The organism is Nocardia abscessus, from assembly GCF_015477775.1.
In the GTDB taxonomy this organism is placed as follows: domain Bacteria; phylum Actinomycetota; class Actinomycetes; order Mycobacteriales; family Mycobacteriaceae; genus Nocardia; species Nocardia abscessus_A.
On sequence record NZ_JADLQO010000001.1, the window covers coordinates 1,105,145 to 1,123,677 of the forward strand.

At 68.6% G+C, this 18,533-nt stretch carries 15 protein-coding genes; 8 read left to right on the top strand and 7 right to left on the bottom strand.

Translation table 11 applies throughout. From position 1 onward, the window contains the following. Positions 1-1,750: 1,750 nt before the first annotated feature. From IU450_RS05125 to IU450_RS05140, 4 genes are all read left to right on the top strand, one after another. A complete protein-coding gene (locus IU450_RS05125) occupies positions 1,751-2,965 on the top strand; it encodes an acetyl-CoA C-acetyltransferase (protein WP_063018946.1) in 1,215 nt (404 codons plus the stop codon). 40 nt (positions 2,966-3,005) lie between these two features. Further along, positions 3,006-5,156, top strand: coding sequence for a 3-hydroxyacyl-CoA dehydrogenase NAD-binding domain-containing protein (locus IU450_RS05130; RefSeq protein ID WP_324197531.1), 2,151 nt, complete (start codon positions 3,006-3,008; stop codon positions 5,154-5,156). A gap of 112 nt (positions 5,157-5,268) precedes the next feature. Next, positions 5,269-6,366, top strand: a complete 1,098-nt coding sequence (locus tag IU450_RS05135) for an esterase-like activity of phytase family protein (RefSeq protein ID WP_195148710.1) — start codon at positions 5,269-5,271, stop codon at positions 6,364-6,366. A 276-nt stretch (positions 6,367-6,642) separates the two neighbouring features. After that, positions 6,643-10,215, top strand: coding sequence for a serine/threonine-protein kinase (locus IU450_RS05140; RefSeq protein ID WP_195148533.1), 3,573 nt, complete (start codon positions 6,643-6,645; stop codon positions 10,213-10,215). An 11-nt stretch (positions 10,216-10,226) separates the two neighbouring features. Here the strand turns inward: IU450_RS05140 and IU450_RS05145 are convergent, their stop codons facing one another. Together IU450_RS05145 and IU450_RS05150 are read right to left on the bottom strand one after the other, a co-directional pair. Further along, positions 10,227-11,543, bottom strand: coding sequence for a class I SAM-dependent methyltransferase (locus IU450_RS05145; RefSeq protein WP_195148534.1), 1,317 nt, complete (start codon positions 11,541-11,543; stop codon positions 10,227-10,229). Then, positions 11,540-12,982: an FAD-binding oxidoreductase gene (locus tag IU450_RS05150; RefSeq protein WP_195148711.1), complete on the bottom strand. Its 1,443-nt coding sequence runs from the start codon at positions 12,980-12,982 to the stop codon at positions 11,540-11,542. Before IU450_RS05150 ends, IU450_RS05145 begins: the two co-directional genes overlap by 4 nt. A 207-nt stretch (positions 12,983-13,189) precedes the next feature. Between IU450_RS05150 and IU450_RS05155 the strand changes: the two genes are divergently transcribed. Next, positions 13,190-13,624, top strand: coding sequence for an SRPBCC family protein (locus IU450_RS05155; protein WP_195148535.1), 435 nt, complete (start codon positions 13,190-13,192; stop codon positions 13,622-13,624). A 63-nt stretch (positions 13,625-13,687) separates the two neighbouring features. Here IU450_RS05155 and IU450_RS05160 read toward each other — a convergent pair whose 3' ends face one another. From IU450_RS05160 to IU450_RS05170, 3 genes are read right to left on the bottom strand one after another with little or no spacing between them, the layout of a single operon-like run. Next, positions 13,688-14,038 (bottom strand): VOC family protein, encoded by a 351-nt coding sequence (locus IU450_RS05160; protein ID WP_195148536.1) that lies wholly within the window; start codon positions 14,036-14,038, stop codon positions 13,688-13,690. A gap of 14 nt (positions 14,039-14,052) precedes the next feature. Then, positions 14,053-14,865, bottom strand: coding sequence for a MerR family transcriptional regulator (locus tag IU450_RS05165; RefSeq protein WP_195148537.1), 813 nt, complete (start codon positions 14,863-14,865; stop codon positions 14,053-14,055). Between the two features lie 50 nt (positions 14,866-14,915). Beyond that, complete coding sequence (locus tag IU450_RS05170; protein WP_228833949.1) at positions 14,916-15,563, bottom strand: hypothetical protein; 648 nt, start codon at positions 15,561-15,563, stop codon at positions 14,916-14,918. A 186-nt stretch (positions 15,564-15,749) separates the two neighbouring features. Here IU450_RS05170 and IU450_RS05175 point away from each other — a divergent pair, with 186 nt between their 5' ends. The 3 genes from IU450_RS05175 to IU450_RS05185 all read left to right on the top strand — a co-directional run bounded on the left by IU450_RS05175 (position 15,750) and on the right by IU450_RS05185 (position 17,430). Then, on the top strand, positions 15,750-16,082 hold the full coding sequence (locus IU450_RS05175; protein WP_063709377.1) for a YbaB/EbfC family nucleoid-associated protein: 333 nt from the start codon (positions 15,750-15,752) through the stop codon (positions 16,080-16,082). 13 nt (positions 16,083-16,095) lie between these two features. Beyond that, positions 16,096-16,704, top strand: a complete 609-nt coding sequence (gene recR, locus IU450_RS05180; RefSeq protein ID WP_043685451.1) for a recombination mediator RecR — start codon at positions 16,096-16,098, stop codon at positions 16,702-16,704. A 108-nt stretch (positions 16,705-16,812) separates the two neighbouring features. Then, positions 16,813-17,430 carry a LysE family translocator gene (locus IU450_RS05185; RefSeq protein ID WP_195148538.1) on the top strand — a complete coding sequence of 206 codons (618 nt, stop codon included), beginning with the start codon at positions 16,813-16,815 and terminating at the stop codon, positions 17,428-17,430. 6 nt (positions 17,431-17,436) lie between these two features. Here IU450_RS05185 and IU450_RS05190 read toward each other — a convergent pair whose 3' ends face one another. Together IU450_RS05190 and IU450_RS05195 are read right to left on the bottom strand one after the other, a co-directional pair. Further along, positions 17,437-18,081, bottom strand: coding sequence for a hypothetical protein (locus IU450_RS05190; RefSeq protein WP_195148539.1), 645 nt, complete (start codon positions 18,079-18,081; stop codon positions 17,437-17,439). A 21-nt stretch (positions 18,082-18,102) separates the two neighbouring features. Next, positions 18,103-18,309: a hypothetical protein gene (locus tag IU450_RS05195; RefSeq protein ID WP_195148540.1), complete on the bottom strand. Its 207-nt coding sequence runs from the start codon at positions 18,307-18,309 to the stop codon at positions 18,103-18,105. Between the last annotated feature and the right edge of the window lie 224 nt (positions 18,310-18,533).

Sequence of the window (18,533 nt, forward strand, 5' to 3'; positions counted from 1 at the left end):
GTCCACCGCCTCCGGGGCGCCTGACGTCACCGTCGCCGGCGGTGCGAGTGCAGGAGCGAGGCGCGTGCCTTCCGAATTCGAGGCGCCACAGCGGATTTCCGGCGATGTCGAGGGTTCGGGGCTTTCTTCGGCCGCGCAGGCAGCGGATTCTCGGGCATCGGGCGCACAGATGTCGGGCCCGGCCGCCGGGCGCGATCCCGAGGCTGTCGATTCGACCGCCGCGCGAACATCTGCTGCCGGGCGCGGTGATCGGGATCGATCCGACGCATCCGCGTCCCGTGCGACCGCCGCGTCTGCGTCTGGCGCGACCGCCGCGTCTGCGACCGCCGCGACTGCCGGGTCTGCGTCTGGCGCGCCCGGCGCGTCTACATCTGGCGCGCCCGCCGCGTCCGCGACTGCCCCGTCTGTGTCCGGTGCGACTGCCGCGTCTGCGACCGCCGCGACTGCCGGGTCTGCGTCTGGCGCGCCCGGCGTGTCTACATCTGGCGCGCCCGCCGCGTCCGCGACTGCCGCGCCTGCGTCCGGTGCGACCGGCGCGCCGTCATCGGAGCCCGCCGCTGGTCCTTCCCCCGCGCCGAGCGGTGATCTGTTGCGTGAGGTGGAAGCCGGCTGGGCGGATATCAGGGCCAAGGTGCGCGAGTTCGGTGCGGCCGTGCAGGCGATGCTCGCCGGTGCGTCGGTCGCCCGGGTGGAGGGCGAGGTCATCGTCTTCGCCCATCAGCACGCGCCGCTCGCGCAGCGATTGTCCGATCCGCGGAATCTGGAAGCGGTGCGGTCCGCGGTGCGGGCGGTGCTCGGTCGCGACCACGAGGTGCGCTGGGAAGCGGGCGGTGCGGCGCCACGTCCCGCGGCTGCGCCCCGGTCCGGCGGTGCGGGGAACCGCGCCCGCGGGCAGGCGGGCAATCAGCCGGGACGTGAATCCGGCAACGCGGCAGGCCGTACTCCGGATGCCGCCGCCCCGCCGCGGTTCTCACGCCCGAGCCAGACCCGGAACGCGGGCGCCGACAAGCCGGGCAACGCGCGCTCGCGCGCGACCGGCGCGAACCAGCGCCCGTATCCCGCGGAAGACGACATCCCGCCGCCCGACTACCCCGACCTCCCGGACGATCCCGGTCCCGCGGACCCTCCGCCGCCGTACGACGCCGAACCGAGCGGAAACGACGCCGCGAGCAGCCGCGGTTGGGGCGGTGACGGCGTCGTCCCCGCCTCGACGCCGGAAGAGGAGCAGGAGATGATGGCCGCCGCGGCCGATCCGGTCGCTCCCGGCGACCGGCGCGACCCGGACGAGGTCGCCCTCGAATTGCTGAAGAGTGAGCTGGGTGCCACACGGCTGGATGGTTGACAACCACCGTTCCGACGACGTTAAGTTAACCGGAGTTCGCACTCCACGGTAGTATGAGCGGGTAGCCGTGAGCTTCGGTACGCCGACGTTCTATGGTATGCCCAGGCGTACGAGCGACCGGGACGTGCGTCCGCTGTTGCTTGCCTGGTTTTGTACAGCGTTAGGAACGGTCGGTCGCAAGGCCGGTCGGCGAGGTCATCCGCAGCCACGCCGCACCCGCGGTGTCGCCGCACACCAGCGCTCGGACGGGACGAACGTGCCGGCCGGTCGCACAGGAGCGCTCGGACGGACGAACGTGCCGGCCGACCGCAAGGAGCGCTCGGACGGACGAACGTGCCGGCCGACCGCAAGGAGCGCTCGGACGGACGAATGTCCGGCCGCCGCACATTGAGGAAGGAACACTCCGATATGACCACAGAGGCCTACATTTACGAGGCCATCCGCACCCCGCGCGGCCGTGGCAAGAAGAACGGCTCGCTGCACTCGGTCAAGCCGATCGACCTGACTGTTGGTCTGATCCAGGAGCTGCGCGGCCGCTTCCCGAACCTCGACGAGGACCGGATCTCCGACCTGATCCTCGGCGTGGTGGCGCCGGTCGGCGATCAGGGCGCCGACATCGCCCGCACCGCGGTCACCGTGGCCGGCCTGCCCGACACCGTCGGCGGCTTCCAGCTCAACCGCTTCTGCGCGTCCGGCCTCGAGGCCGTCAACCTGGCCGCCCAGAAGGTCCGCTCCGGCTTCGACGACCTGGTCATCGCCGGTGGCGTCGAGTCGATGTCGCGCGTGCCGATGGGCTCCGACGGCGGCGCCTGGGCGCTGGACCCGGCCACCAACTACGACACCTACTTCGTCCCGCAGGGCGTCTCCGCCGACCTGATCGCCACCATCGAGGGCTTCAGCCGCGACGATGTCGACGCCTACGCGGTGCGCTCGCAGGAGCTGGCCGCCAAGGCCACCACCGGCGGCTACTTCGCCAAGTCGATCGTCCCGGTCAAGGACCAGAACGGCATCGTCGTGCTGGACAAGGACGAGCACATGCGCCCCGGCACCACCGCCGAGGACCTGGCCAAGCTGCAGCCGTCCTTCGCCGTGATCGGTGAGATGGGTGGCTTCGACGCGGTGGCGCTGCAGAAGTTCCACTTCGTCGAGAAGATCAACCACGTGCACCACGGCGGCAACAGCTCCGGCATCGTCGACGGCGCCGCGCTCGTGCTCGTCGGCACGGAAGAGGCGGGCAAGGCCTCCGGCCTGACCCCGCGTGCGCGCGTCGTCGCGACCGCCACCAGCGGCGCCGACTCCACCATCATGCTCACCGGTCCGACCCCGGCCGCCAAGAAGGTGCTGGCCAAGGCGGGTCTGACCCTCGATGACATCGACCTGGTCGAGATCAACGAGGCGTTCGCCTCCGTGGTGCTGAAGTTCCAGAAGGATCTGAACGTCCCGGACGAGAAGCTCAACGTCAACGGCGGCGCGATCGCGATGGGCCACCCGCTGGGTGCGACCGGCGCGATGATCACCGGCACCATGGTCGACGAACTGGAGCGCCGCAACGGCCGCTACGCGCTGATCACCCTGTGCATCGGCGGCGGCATGGGCGTGGCCACCATCATCGAGCGGGTCTGATTCCCAACCGACAGCTATTTTCACAAGGAGACACAGAGCTGTGAGCGAAACCAACATGATCGGTTGGGAGCAGGATTCGGACGGCATCGTCGTGCTGACGATGGACGACCCGAACCAGGGCGCCAACACGATGAACGAGCTGTACAAGAAGTCGATGACGGCCACCGTCGAGCGGCTCGAGGCGGAGAAGGACAACATCACCGGTGTCGTCCTGACCTCCGCGAAGAAGACCTTCTTCGCCGGCGGCGACCTGAAGAACATGATGAAGGTCGGCCCGGACGACGCCCAGGCGCTGATGGACGAGCTCACCGAGATCAAGAGCGCCCTGCGTCGCCTGGAGCAGCTGGGCAAGCCGGTCGTCGCCGCCATCAACGGCGCCGCGCTCGGCGGCGGTCTGGAGATCGCGCTGGCCACCCATCACCGCATCGCGGCGGACGTGCCGGGCTCGCAGATCGGTCTGCCGGAGGCGACCCTCGGCCTGCTGCCCGCGGGCGGCGGCGTCATCCGCACCGTGCGCATGCTGGGCCTGCAGAACGCCCTGATGCAGGTGCTGCTGCAGGGCCAGCGCAACAAGCCGGCCAAGGCCAAGGAGATCGGCCTGATCGACGAGCTCGTCGGTTCGATCGAGGAGCTGGTCCCCGCGGCCAAGGCGTGGATCAAGGCCAACCCCGAGGGCGGCGTGCAGCCCTGGGACAAGAAGGGCTTCAAGATCCCCGGCGGCACCCCGTCCTCCCCGGCCTTCGCGGCGAACCTGCCCGCGTTCCCGGCCAACCTGCGCAAGCAGATCAAGGGTGCGAACATGCCCGCCCCGCGCGCCATCATGTCGGCCGCGGTCGAGGGCTCGCAGGTCGACATCGACAACGCGTCGCTGATCGAGTCGCGCTACTTCGTACACCTGCTCACCGGCCCGGTCGCGAAGAACATGATCCAGGCGTTCTTCTTCGACCTGCAGACCATCAACAACGGTGGCTCGCGGCCGAAGGACGTGCCGAAGAAGGAGATCAAGAAGGTCGGCGTGCTCGGCGCGGGCATGATGGGCGCGGGCATCGCCTACGTCTCCGCCAAGGCGGGCTACGAGGTCGTGCTGAAGGACGTCACGATCGAGGCGGCCGAGCGCGGCAAGAACTACTCGGAGAAGATCGAGGCCAAGGCGCTGTCCCGCGGCAAGACCACCGAGGAGAAGTCCAAGGCGCTGCTGGACCGGATCAAGCCGTCCGCGGACGCGGCCGACTTCGCGGGCGTCGATTTCGTCATCGAGGCCGTCTTCGAGAACACCGAGCTCAAGCACAAGGTGTTCCAGGAGATCGAGGACATCGTCACCCCCGACGCGCTGCTCGGCTCGAACACCTCCACCCTGCCGATCACCGGTCTGGCGACCGGCGTGAAGCGCCAGGAGGACTTCATCGGCATCCACTTCTTCTCGCCGGTCGACAAGATGCCGCTGGTGGAGATCATCAAGGGTGAGAAGACCTCGGACGAGGCGCTGGCCCGGGTGTTCGACTACACCCTCGCGATCAAGAAGACCCCGATCGTCGTCAACGACAGCCGCGGCTTCTTCACCTCGCGCGTGATCGGCACCTTCGTCAACGAGGCGATCGCCATGCTCAACGAGGGCATCGAGCCCGCCACCATCGAGCAGGCCGGTCTGCAGGCGGGCTACCCGGCCGCGCCGCTGCAGCTGTCGGATGAGCTGAACATGAAGCTCATGCAGAAGATCGCGAAGGAGACCCTGGAGGCCGCTCAGGCGGGCGACACCACCCTGGGCGTCAAGCGGCACCCGGCGCAGGACGTCATCGACTACATGGTGGCCGAGGGTCGTCCGGGCCGCCTGGAGAAGGCGGGCTTCTACGAGTACGACGAGAACGGCAAGCGCACCGGTCTGTGGGAGGGCCTGCGCGAGCACTTCAAGACCACCGCGGACTTCGGCGTCCCGCTGCAGGATCTGATCGACCGCATGCTGTTCGCGGAGGCGATCGAGACCCAGAAGTGCTTCGACGAGGGCGTGCTCACCTCCACCGCCGACGCCAACATCGGCTCCATCTTCGGCATCGGCTTCCCGGCCTGGACCGGTGGTGTGCACCAGTTCATCGTCGGTTACCCGGGTGGCCAGGAGGCCTTCGTGGCACGCGCCGACTACCTCGCCAAGACCTACGGCGAGCGCTTCGAGGTTCCGGCCTCGCTGCGTAAGTAGTCTCGCGCCGTAATCAACGGCGAAGCCCGCCATCGCTTTTCGCGGTGGCGGGCTTCCGTCGTTTTCCGGCCCGTTCATCTTCGCGTCCGTTCGGCCGGATAGGTTGGCACTCGTGCGGAGATGTAGTCGTCATGTTCTGATCGCCGGTTGTGCCCTCGCGCTCGCCTCGGCCCCGGTGGCCGGCGCCGATCCCGCGGCGGCGCCCTCGGTGCGGTTGCTTGGCGAGCAAGTGATCGCATCGGGCCAGGACTTCGACGGCACCACCGTGGGCGGCCTCTCCGGGATCGACTACTCGGCACGCACCGGTGAATTCGTGCTGATCAGCGACGATCGGTCGAACAAGAACCCCGCGCGGTACTACACCGCGCGTATCGAGGTCGGCGAGCGCGGGGTGGGACCGATGACGTTCACCGGCACCCGGCCGCTGCTGACCGCGGCGGGCGTCCCCTACCCGCCGATGTCGGCGGACCCGGAGGAGATCCGGGTCGACCCGTGGACCGGCGACTACTACTGGACGCAGGAAGGTGAGCGCGACGGAGCGGTTCTCGCGGACCCCTCGGTGCGGATCACGCACCCGGACGGTTCGTACGCCGGTGAGCTGCCGATCCCGGAAAACGAACGCATGCGTCCCGGCTCGGGCCCGCGGCAGAACCAGGGATTGGAGGCCGCGACCTTCCTCGCCGCGGGCGCGTTGTTCGTGACCGCCACGGAAGGACCGCTGCTGCCGGACGGCCCGGCGGCGACCACGACGAGTGGCGCGGTCGCGCGGATCACCGTTCAGGCCCGATCCGGCCCCCTGCTCGCTCAGTACGCCTATCCGATGGAGCCGGTCTTCGCCGAGTCGCGCCCCGAGCCCGGCCGCGGAGGAACCGGGATCGCTTCCCTTCTGGCCGCCGATCCGCTGGACCCCACGAAAGTTCTTGTGCTGGAACGGTCCTTTTCATATGGCGCGGGCAACAAGATCCGTATCTACGAGGCCGATCTGAGCGCCGCGACCGATATCCTCGATGGCCCGATCGGCGCGGCGCGTCCGGTGGCGAAACGGTTGCTGGTCGATCTCGACGACGTGGGGCTCTCCACCGTCGACAATGTGGAGGGCATGACCTGGGGGCCCCGGCTGCCTTCCGGCGAACGCACCCTGGTTCTGGTCAGCGACGACAATTTCGACAGCGACCAGGTCACGCAGGTGATCACCCTCGCCGTCGCGTAGGTCCTCGGCGTAGCTGCCGGTCGAGTAGTCGAACAGCCACCTCGCGCGTCCGGTCGGCCGCCGAACAACGCTCTGACGGCGTTCCCGTGATCGGGCGTTGATCGGCGCGAAACGCGCGGACCGCGGACACGAGCCTTCCTGTTCCGAAAGATCTCCCGCGTGCTCGCGCACCGCGCTACGTTGGAGTATGCGCAGACATATCGGACACCCGCGTCCGGGGTCGGCGCGGAGTTGGTCGCCGATGTCGCCGATTCGATGTGAGTTCGAGGTGATCACATGAATCCACAGACGCGTTCGGGCCGGGTGCGTCCCGAATCTCCTGCGGCCGAATCGCATACGCAGCGTCTGACGCCGCTCGCCATCGCCGACGAACTCGAGGCGATGGGCCTGTCGGGTGCGGTGGAGATCGGCCGGGGCGGGTTCGGGGTGGTGTATCGCTGCATCCAGACCGCATTGGACCGGGTGGTGGCGGTAAAAGTGCTGTCGTCGGAGATCGATCCGGAGAGCCGGGAGCGGTTCCTGCGCGAGGAACAAGCCATGGGCAGGCTGTCCGGCCATCCGAACATCGTCGACATCCTGCAGGTGGACGTGACGGCGACCGGAATGCCCCTCATCGTCATGCCGTACTGCACCCATGGCTCGCTGGAAAAGCTGATCCGTGATCAAGGCCCGTTGACCTGGGCGGACTCGCTGCGAGCCGGGGTGAAGCTGGCGGGCGCGATCGAGAGCGCGCACCGTGCCCGGATCCTGCACCGGGACGTGAAACCGGCCAATGTCCTGCTCAGCGGCTATGGCGAGCCGCAGCTGACCGATTTCGGCATCGCCCGCATTCCGGGCGGCTTCCAAACCTCCAGCAGCTTGATCACCGGGTCGCCCGCGTTCACCGCCCCGGAGGTTCTCAAAGGCGACGAGCCGACCATCCGCTCCGATGTCTACGGCCTCGGCTCGACGTTGTTCGCCTTGCTCACCGGGCACGCGGCCTTCGAGCGGCAAGCGGGTGAGCGGGTGGTCGCGCAGTTCCTGCGGATCACCACGCAGCCGGTACCGGACCTGCGCGAACAGGACATTCCGCCGGATGTGGCCACCGTCATCGAACAGGCCATGTCGCCGAGTCCGCGGGATCGCCCGGCCAGCGCCTACGAGTTCGGCGAGATGCTGCGCGCGGTGCAGCGCGGCCACGATCAGTTGCCGGACGAGATGGCGCTGCTGGACACCACGCTCGAGGCCGAAGCGACGACCACGACCGCCTTCGGCGAGCCGACCGCCGCGTGGACCGGCTCCCGTCCCGCCGTCACCGCACGGCGCAGCTGGCCCTTGACGCTGCGGCCCGCCGTCTCGCAGCACCCGTCGACGTTGCCGCCGACGGCCGTGACCAAATTCCGTCCACCCACGCCCACCCGGGAGCCGATACCGCGGCCGCGTCTGCTGGACATCCTGCGTGGGGGTGGCCGGCGCAGGCTGGCGGTGATCCATGCCCCGGCGGGGTTCGGCAAGAGCACGCTCGCCGCGCAGTGGCGCGCCGCAATCGCCGAAGACGACGCCGCGATCGCCTGGATCGGTGTCGACCGCGACGACGACAACGAGATCTGGTTCCTGGCCCATCTGATCCAGGCGATCCGCCGGGTGCACCCGGACGTCGGCGACGGGCTGGAGCAGGTGCTGGAGGAACGGCCCGCCGATGCCGCCGCGTTCGTGATTCCCACGCTGATCGACGAGATCCATGCCGCGGGCAGGACGGTCGTGGTGATCGTCGAGGACTGGCATCGGATCACCGACGCGGGCGCGCATCGCGCGATGGAAGCCCTGCTGGACAACGGCTGCCATCATCTGCGTTTCGTCGTGACCAGCCGGGAGCAGTCCGGCCTGCCGACGAGCCGGATGCGCGTGCACGACGAACTGGTGGAGATCGGCTCGGCCGCGTTGCGTCTGACCGAGGCGGAGACCCGGCAGATCCTGGTGGAGCGCAACGGATTCGACCTCACCCCCGAGCAGGTGACCGAGATCCACACCGCCACCGACGGGTGGCCCGCCGCCATCCAGCTGGTCGGCCTCTCGCTGCGCGGCAACGCGGACCCCGCGCAGCTGATCGCCACGCTCTCGGAGGGCAACCACGGCATCCGCGAGTACCTCGCCGAGAACGTGCTGGACACCCTGGAACCGAGGATGCTCGAGTTCTTGATGTCGATCGCGGTGACCGAGCGGGTGTGCGGCTCGCTCGCCGCGGCGCTGTCGGAGGAGCCGGAGGCCGAGCAGCTGCTCGAGCAGGCTGAGCAACGGGAGCTGTTCCTGCGGCGCATCGAGCACGATCCGGAGTGGTTCCGGATGCAGCCGCTGTTCGCCGAGCATCTGCGGACCCGGCTCGAACGCGTCCACCCGGGGAAGCTCAAGTCACTGCACCGCAAGGCGTCTCGCTGGTATGCCGAGCATCAGCTGCTGCGCAAGTCGGTCGACCACGCGCTGGCCGCGACCGACCTGAAGATGGCCCTGGACCTGCTCGAGAGCGGCGGGATGGATCTGATCGACGGATCCCGGCTCGCCACCCTGCTGGGCAGCGTGTCGAAATTGCCGATGCAGCAGGTGGCCTCGCGCTCGAAGCTGCTGATGGCGGTGGCCAGGGCGAACGTCAACCTGCAGCAGTCCGGTGCCGCGCGCAACGCGCTGGGCAGGCTGTCCAACATCCTGGCCCGCGGCTCCTCCGGCGACGCCGACGTGCGCGTGCAGCGCTGCCAGGCGGCGGTGCTCGCCGCTTCCGACCAGATCGCGCGCGACCATACCGAGGGCGTGTGCGCTCGGGTGGCCGACTGCCTGCAGCAGCCGGACGACCTGCCCGCGTGGACGGTCTCGACCGCGGCGAACCTGACCACCTTCGTGCGCCTGTGCGAGTTCGACTTCGAGGGCGCGAGGAAGATGCAGGAATGGGCCGAGGAGTACCACGAGCGCTCCAAGGACCCGCTCGGCACGGTCTTCGGCCGCTGCGGCCGAGGCGCGGCCGCCTACGAGCAGCTCGACGTCGCCACCGCTACCCGTAGCTTCCAGCAGGCGTGGGAGTCCGCGCGCGAGCGCTCCGGCCCGCGCTCGCACGCGGTGCGCGTGGCCGCCGCACTGCTCGGCGAAATGAATTACCGCCGAGGGGATCTGGATGCCGCCGACCGGCTGCTGGACGAGAGTCACGAGCTGGTCACCCGAATCGGCCCGGTCGACTTCCTGATCTCCACCTTCGTCGTCGGCGCCCGGGTCAAGGCGGTCCGTGGCGACCTGTACACCGCCGCCACCCGGCTGGAGGAGGGCGCGCGCATCGCCGCCGACAACCGGTTGACTCGGTTGGCCGCGCACATCAGGGCCGAACGGCTGCGCCTCGGCATGCCGTCGGAGGCCGCGGATCGCCGGTACACCGATCCGGGTGAGTCCACGCCACTACAGGCCGGGCATCGGCTGACCGGCGCCGCCCTGCTCACCGCCGAAGCCGAGGAGCTCGCCGCGATCCGCGCGCTGCTCGCCGAACACCGGCTCGGCACCGACGACCGGGCGGTGCGCCGCGCCCGCGCGCTGCACGATCACACCCGCGAAAAGCACCGCCCGCGCGCGCAGTTGGACGCGGCGCTGCTGCTGGCGGAATGCCTGGCCGCGGCAGGCTGGGTCGGCGAGGCGACGAACCTGCTGCTGCCCTCCCTCGCGACCTGCGCCGACCTCGGCTGGACCAGGCCGCTGCTGGACGCAGGCCCGGGCGTGGTCGGCATCCTGCGCGTGCTGCGCGCCGATCTCCCCACTCCGCTACAGCTCGGCGACACCGAACTGCCCGCCCGGTTCCTGGACGAACTCCTGGACGGGGCGGGCAGTCAAGTCTTCTGACGGAAGCCGGGTTACGGCTGCCACCACGGCCGCAACGGCACCGTCCAGTCACCGTCGGCGGGCAGTTTGACGCCGAGCACCTGGTGCAGCTGAACCACGTTGCGCTGGAAGCCTAGGCGGCACCCGGCCATGTACAGGCCCCACACCTTCGCGGTGCCCTCGCCGACCTCCGCGACGCAGGCGTCCCAGTTGGCGACCAGGTTCTTGCACCACTCGTGCAGCGTCAGGGCGTAGTGCTCGCGCAGGTTCTCCTCGTGCAGCACCTCGAGCCCGATGTTCTGGATCTCGGAGATGATCCGGCCGGAACCGATCAGCTCGCCGTCCGGGAACACGTAGCGGTCGATGAAATCGCCCGCCTTGGTGGTGCGGGTGTTGTCCGGGCGGGTGATGCAGTGGTTGAGGAACAGGCCGCCGTCGCGCAGCTTGCCCTTGATGAAGTCGAAATAGTACGGGTAGTTGTGCACCCCGATGTGCTCGGTGAGCCCGATCGAGGACACCGCGTCGAATTCGCCCTCAGGGACGTCGCGGTAGTCGGAATGGCGCACCTCGGCCAGATCGGAGAGTCCTTCCTCGGCGATCTTCTTCTGCGCCCAGTCCGCCTGCTCGGCCGAGAGCGTCGCGCCGATCACCTTGACGCCGCGCTTGGCCGCATAGCGCACCATGCCGCCCCATCCGCAGCCGATGTCGAGCAGCCGGTCGCCTTCCTTCAGCCGCAGCTTCTCGAACACCAGGCGATACTTGTTCTCCTGCGCCTGCTCCAGCGACCAGCTCTCGTCGCCATAGGCCGCGCAGGTGTAGGTCATCGACGGGCCGAGGACGTACTCGTAGAAGGTGTTCGAGACGTCGTAGTGATGATGGATGGCCTCGGCGTCGCGGGTCTTGGAGTGGCGCAGGCCCTCGAAGGCGATGCGCCGCCAGCGCGGCAGCGTCTCCTGCGGCGGCGGGGCGACCGGCTTGAGCCGCTCCCACCCCAGCGAGCGTGCGATGGTCACCAGGGCCAGTGCGGACGGACGGCGGAACTTCAGCCCGTCCAACGCCTTCAAGATTTCGTACGGATCGCCCGGGTGCACGCCGGTGGTGGTCATGTCGCCCGCGATGTAGGCGCGGGCCATGCCCAGGTCGCCGGGGGCGGTCGCGAGATAGTTGATGCCGCGCGGCGTCCGGATGTCCAGCGCGAACTCCGAATCCTCCGGCCCGGTCGCGCTGCCGTCGTAGGCCGTCAACCGGATCGGGACTTCGCCCTCGACGAGGGTCTCGAAGATCTCGGCGATGCTGAGCTTGGTCCCGAGATCGGCGAAGACATCGGAGCGGTCCTTGAATGTCGTCATTTACGTTGCACCGCCTTCGAATACAAATCCAGCAGGCGCTGGTTCGGGTCGTAGCGTTTCTTCAGTTCGGTGTAGGTGTTTCCGCCGTAGAGCGCCGCGAACTCATCCTTGCCGTAGTAGGAATCCGAGTACAGCGACTTATGACCGTCGAAGTCGGTCACCGTGCGTTCGATGGCGCGGTTGGCCGCTCCCTCTTGCTGCCCGGCGACGGTGGGCACGGCCGACCAGAATCCGACGTTGACGTAGGTTCGGTCCGGCTCCAGGGGATACAGCGGCCAGGGGCGTCCGCCCGGCCGGTCCGCCTCGCCGGTGTCGCGCAAACGCAGCGGGCACAGCCAGATCGGCTCGATCGGGATCTCGCGCAGAAACCATTCCACGAAGTCGGCGGTGCGATCCACCGGTACCTCGATGTCCTGCACGACCCGCTCCCGTGGCGGATTGCCCTTGCGGGCCTCCAGTTTGTCGCCGATGTCGTATTTGTGGTCCAGCGCTATGAGTTTCCAGTAGAAACTGCTGCGCCGGTAGCGTTTCGGCCAGAACCGGCGGATCTTCGGGTTCTGCGCGCCGAACGCGCGGGAGCACCAGAACCAGTCGGTGTCCCAGCGCCACAGGTAGTCGTGGATGGTCAGGCGGTCGCGTCGGGGCTCGGCGCCGTCGTGCTGGATCGACCGGTAGTAGATGTCCATCCCGGTGTAGTCGCTGACCGGGCCCGGCTCGTCGGTCCGGCGGCCCAGCGTCAGGTAGCTCTCGTCGGCGGAGAACACGACGCCGTCGAGGTAGTCGACTCCCTCGCCGTCGAAGGTCCGGTCCGTGACGATCGCGGCGAGGGTCGACTCCAGCTCCCGCAGATCGTGAAACCGCACGTGCCGCAGGGCGACGTACGGCTCGACCTCCTCCAGCTCGATCTTCAGCCGGACGGTGTAGCCCAGCGTGCCGTAGGAGTTCGGGAAACCGCGGAACAGATCGGCGTACTCGTTGTCCGGCGTCACGGTGAGGATTTCGCCCGCGCCGGTCAGCACGTCCATTTCCAGCACGGACTCGTGCGGTAGGCCGTTGCGGAACGAGGTGGACTCGATGCCGAGACCGGTGACCGCGCCGCCGAGGGTGATCGTCTTGAGCTGCGGAACGACCAGTGGCGCCAGCCCGTACGGGAGGGTGGCGGCCACCAGTTCCTCGTAGGTGGTCATGCCCGCCACGTCGGCGGTCTTGGCGACCGGGTCCACCGCGATGACGCGGGTCAGTCCGGAGACGTCGAGACCGGGCGCGTTGTTCGCGGCCCTGGCGCGGAAAAGGTTCGAGGTCTTTTTCGCCAACCGGACGTTGGCGTGCTCGGGTATCGCGCGGTAACTCGCCAATAGGCGGTCCACGCCCGCTCGATGCGCGGCAAATCCTGATTCGCGTGCGGCCGGTGCGTGTCCGGCCTTCCCCAACAGACTCACTGCCACCCCTCGACGCTAGTACGGACGATACGGCTGGGCCACCGCGAGGGCACAGTGGCGGAGAAATGTCACGCATATGTTGCGAAAAGGAATACCGAATTGTCCGGAGGCGTTTGCCACACGCCGACGCCCTCCGCGTTTTCCCGCGGCATGGACAGGGCAGGATGGACATCCGTCGAGACACCGCATCCGGACAAGGAGCTCATTGTGGGACAGGTCAGCGCCAGCAGTTCGATCGACGTGACGGCGGATCCGCACCGCACGCTGGCGGCCATCGCAGACTACGACACGGTGCGTCCGCGCATTCTCACGTCGCATTACCGCGACTACAAGGTGGTCGAAGGGGGCAAGGGCGCGGGCACCGTCGCCGAGTGGACGTTGCAGGCGACCGAGAAGCGCTCGCGTAACGTGCACGCCGTCGTTTCGGTATCGGATTCCATTGTCACCGAGCGCGACTCCAATTCGACGCTGGTGAACACCTGGACCGTCACCCCGGAGGGCGCCGGCGCGCGGGTCACGCTGCGCACCACCTGGAAGGGCGCAGGCGGCGTCGCGGGCATCTTCGAGGGCATCTTCGCGCCGCTGGGCCTGAAGAAGATCCAGGCCGAGGTGCTCGCGAACTTGCAGCGCGAACTGGCCTGATCGCACGACCGCGACGACGGTCCGGTGCGGGCCGTCGTCGCGGTCGACTTTCGCCTGCGCGGTCTACTCGGCCGCGATGTCGAAGAGGTTCCCTTCCGGGTCGGCCAGCGTCGTCCACTTCGTGCCCCACTCGTCGAAGTCGCCGACGCGCTTCGCGCCGAGTTCGATCGCACGGCCGACCTGCTCGTCCCGATCGGATGCGTGCAGGTCCAGATGAATGACGTTCTTGCCCGGGTTCTTGTCGGGTACCCGGATGAACATCAGTACCGGCGTGGCGCCCGCGGTGCGGCCGACGGTCGCGAACTCCTGGCTGGGGTCGGGGTCTACGGGAGTCTCCAGCAACCGCGACCAGAATTCGGCGATGGCGCCCGCATTCTCGCAATCGATGGTGACGTGGGCGATCGAGAGCGTCATGGATATCTCCTTGTTCACGGCTGGGCGATGGGCCAGCACACTTCGGTCCGGTAGGTGGCCGGGTCGTCGGACTTGTCCGGACCCAGCAGGTACAACTCGCGGATGGGCTCGGGCAGCGCGACGTCGTGTTCGGCGACATGACTGCCGAGTGCGCCGTAGGTGCGGTCGAAATCGTCGAACGGGCCGTCGTGCACGGTGACGGCGAACCGGCGCGCGGGCAGGTCGACGGCCGAAACCTCTGGAGGCAGGACGATGCCGGAGTCGGCGACCGGAACGAACGCGACCACCTCGCCCTCGTCTTCTTCGAAGAAGTCGGTGCCGTAGGTGGCCCCGCCGACACCCGCGGGTGCGACGCCTGCCGCGTCGAGGGCTTCGTACAGCGCCTGGAACGCCGTCGCGCACCACTCGCCGATGTGCTCGCGCGCCACCACCGCACGGCGGGCCGCGGCCGGGAACGCCGGAACCACGCGATACTCCACGGTGATCGGGGCCGAGGGGGTCAGCAGCGAACGCAACGACGCCACCACCGCGCGGGTGCGGATCAGCTCCGCCTCCATGCGTTCCAGATGCGCGCGCAGCGCGGTGTCGCGGGCGCTGTCGTCCGGCGCGGTGAGCACGGCGCGGATCTCCTGGACCGGCATGTCCAATTCGCGCAGCCGCCGAATCAGCTGGGCCTGTGCCACCTGCGCCGTCGAGTACCGCCGATAGCCGGAACCCGCGTCGATATCGACCGGGGCGAGCAGATCGATCTCGTGGTAGTAGCGCAGCGTCTTCACACTGAGGTGGCTCAGCCTGGAGAACTCCCCGATGGGGACGGTCGCTGTCATGGCATCAGCCAACACCCTCCAGTGACGGGAGGGTCAACGGTGTCCGATGTTCAGCCGAGCGCGAAGGTCAGCAGCAGGGTGGTCTGGAGCGCGCCGCGCCACCACGAGTAGCCGAACCAGACACCGGGGGTGATTTCCCGGATCTCGTCGTAGACCGGCGGCGTCGGAGAGGGCGTGTAGTCGAGGGCCCAGGCAGGCCGCCCGTCGGTCAGGGCGGGCGCCGCGTAGACGTCGGCTCGCCAGCCCTCGACGCCCGCGCCGGTGAGGCGGTTCATCAGGTATCCGCCGTCCGGGCCGGTGTAGAAGGTCTTGCCGATCCACAGTGGGGGCGCGACGGCCTGCATGACCGGCGGGCGAGTCACCCAACCCGATTTCACGCCGGTCGGAACGGTGCCCAGCGGCGCGTCGCGGAAGATGGCGTCCTGCTGTTCGGCCGAGCAGCGGAAACGCAGCGAGTCGAGGGTCGCGGCCTTGTCGTCCGGGTAGAGAACGCAGCCGCTCCCGTAATCGGCGACGGCCGGTGTGGTCTCCACGTCGATGACCTGCGCGTCGACCTCTTGCGCGTCGGCGTCGATCACCGCTGTCGCGTCGATGATCTCCGTGTCCGCGGACACCGGACCGGTGCCGAGGAACAGGCCCGGAACCCCGAGCGTGAGCACCAGTGTGCTCAGGAAACGTGCACGGACTGCGATCATCATTGTCTCCAGATTTGCACACCGGTCTCGACCCGGTGTCGATGGTAAGGGGCGCTCGGTCGATCTCCACCGGAACTACCCAACCTGTTATCAGCCATGCGCCGTGCGTCGGACCATCGGGCCGCGCCGGAAGCACGGTGCGGCAGGACTAGGCTGGCCGATGACACCTTCTCCAGAGAGGACCCTCCCGTGCAGCCAGGTGGTCAGTTCGACATGCAACAGTTGCTCGCTCAGGCGCAGCAGATGCAGCAGGCGGTGATGGAAGCCCAGGCCGAGATCGCGGCGACCGAGGTGGACGGCGCTGCGGGTGGTGGGCTGGTCAAGGTCACCATCAAGGCGAGCGGTGAGGTGGTTTCGCTCACCATCGACCCGAAGGCCGTCGACCCCGACGACGTCGAGACCTTGCAGGACCTGGTCATCGGCGCGGTCAACGACGCGATGGCCAACGCGCAACGCATCGCCGCGGAACGGCTCGGACCCCTGTCCGGTGGCCTCGGCGGCGGTTCGCTGCCCGGTTTCTGAGCCGAGGTAGCAGTTGTACGAGGGTCCGGTCCAGGATCTGATCGACGAACTGGGCAAGCTGCCCGGCGTCGGTCCGAAGAGCGCGCAGCGCATCGCCTTTCACCTGCTCCAGGTGGAGCCGCCGGAGATCGATCGGTTGCAGGCCGCGCTGCAGAAGGTGCGCGACGGTGTGCAGTTCTGCGTCACGTGCGGGACGGTCTCCGATGGGGAGCTGTGCCGCATCTGCGCCGACCCGCGCCGGGACCGGACCATGATCTGCGTCGTCGAGGAGCCGAAGGACGTGCAGGCGATCGAGCGCACCAGGGAGTTCCGCGGTCGTTACCACGTGCTCGGCGGCGCGCTCGATCCGCTCAGCGGTATCGGCCCCGACCAGCTGCGGATCCGGGAATTGCTGGCGCGCATCGGGAATCAGGAGGACGGCGTCGACGTCAGCGAGGTGATCATCGCGACCGACCCGAACACCGAGGGCGAGGCCACCGCCACCTACCTGGTCCGGATGCTGCGCGACTTCCCCGGCCTGAGCGTGACCAGACTGGCCTCGGGCCTGCCGATGGGCGGCGACCTGGAGTTCGCCGACGAGTTGACCCTCGGCCGCGCGCTGTCCGGGCGGCGGACCCTCTAGGAGCTCTCGCTCGCTCCGGCGCGCGAGAACACCCTCGGTCCGATCTTCGCGCGAACGTCTTTCGCGAGTAGGGTTGCGCCGCGCCGGGCTTGGGTTACCGTGTCGGGGATGAGCATCGAATTCGTGCTGACGACGCTCGTCATCGTCGCCACGCCCGGCACCGGTGTGCTGTTCACGTTGGCGGCCGGACTGTCCCGCGGCGCGCGGGCCGCGGCGATCGCGGCCTTCGGCTGCACGCTCGGCACCGTCCCGCACATGATCGCGGCGATCACCGGTCTGGCCGCGCTGCTCAATGCCAGCGCGGTCGCGTTCCAGACGCTGAAGTACCTCGGCGTCGCCTACTTGGTGTATATGGCCTGGACCACTTTCCGGGACAAGGGCGCGCTCGCCGTCCCGGAGCCGACCGGGCACATCGTGCCCTCGGCGCGGAAAGTGATCACCTCGGCCGTGCTGCTGAACCTGCTCAATCCCAAGCTGACCGTCTTCTTCTTCGCGTTCCTCCCGCAGTTCGTGCCCAGCGGCGCACCGAACGCGCTGGCGCGCATGCTCGCGCTGAGCGGCATCTTCATGCTGGCGACGTTCGTGGTGTTCGCGGTCTACGGCGCCTGCGCGGCCGCCGTCCGCGACCAGGTCGTCTCGCGTCCCACCGTCGTCACCTGGATGCGCCGTGCCTTCGGCGCCTCGTTCCTGGCGCTGGCGGGCCGGCTGGCCATCCAGCATCAGTGACCGCGTTCAGAGGTCGACGCGGGACCAGGGGAGGCCGGGGAAGCGGGTGCGGTCGTCGTTGGCCCAGCCCCAGATGAGGGCGGCCACGGTGGCCGGGTCTGCGACGGTGGTGCCGAAGTGCTTGTCGGGGGAGCCGTCCCGGTATTCCAGGGTGTAGGCGCCGGAGTTCTCCCGGTAGGTCTGGATGTAGAACTGCTCACCGCGTTCGACGACGAGATACGGGTTGGGCGCGCTCAGCTCCGGAATCCACTGCTCGATCAGCGCTTTGGTCAGGTAGGGGAACTCGCCCGCACCGCCGTGCGTGACGATGGCACGCACATGCTCGGCCGGATCGATGAGCCAGGCCAGCTGCGGATCGTAGACGGCGTAGTTCAGCGGCGTGGCGACTTCGAACAGCAGGTGCCGCACGAAGCCGATCGCGTCGTAGGGACACGACACGTAGAGTGCCGCACCGGTGGCGGCGCCGCCCACCGGCGCGGTGCTGAGAAAGTTGTCCTCCTCGGGCAACTCCGCGTTGCGTCTGTTCAGTTCGGCCGCGATCCCGGCGACCGTCCCCGACTCGGGGACGCCCTGCTGGGTGCTCAGGTAGGCGTCGACCTCCGCGATCGACGACGCGACACCGGACGGCAGCAACACGTGGTCATAGCTCACCGGGCCAGGGTACGGAACCGCTCAGGCGCGTCGGCGGACCGTGTCGTCGTCGGTGCATCGGCAGCCGCCCGCGAGATCCCGGCAATCCAGGACGAACGCGTGGCGGGCGTGGGCGAGATCGAGGCAGTGCTCGTCGGTGCATTCGGCCATCCGGCTCGCGTGGACGATCAGCGTTCCGTGGCAGTGGTCGAATGCCGATTCGCAGGATGAACAACCTGGTGTACGCATGTGACCTCCTGGCGAGATCGTTTGTCGTGATTCGGTGATACCACCGGCACGGCCGATGCGGTGGGATCCGCGGGCCGTGTGTCGCCGCGTCCGGCACGCGAGCAATCGCTCGGCAATCAGCGCGGCTGCCGGAGCGGACACTGCCGGATCAGCTGGATAAGGCCCCGCGACGTGCGAAAATGGCCGCACAGCCCACCGATGCGATGCGTCGGGCGCGATCGGTC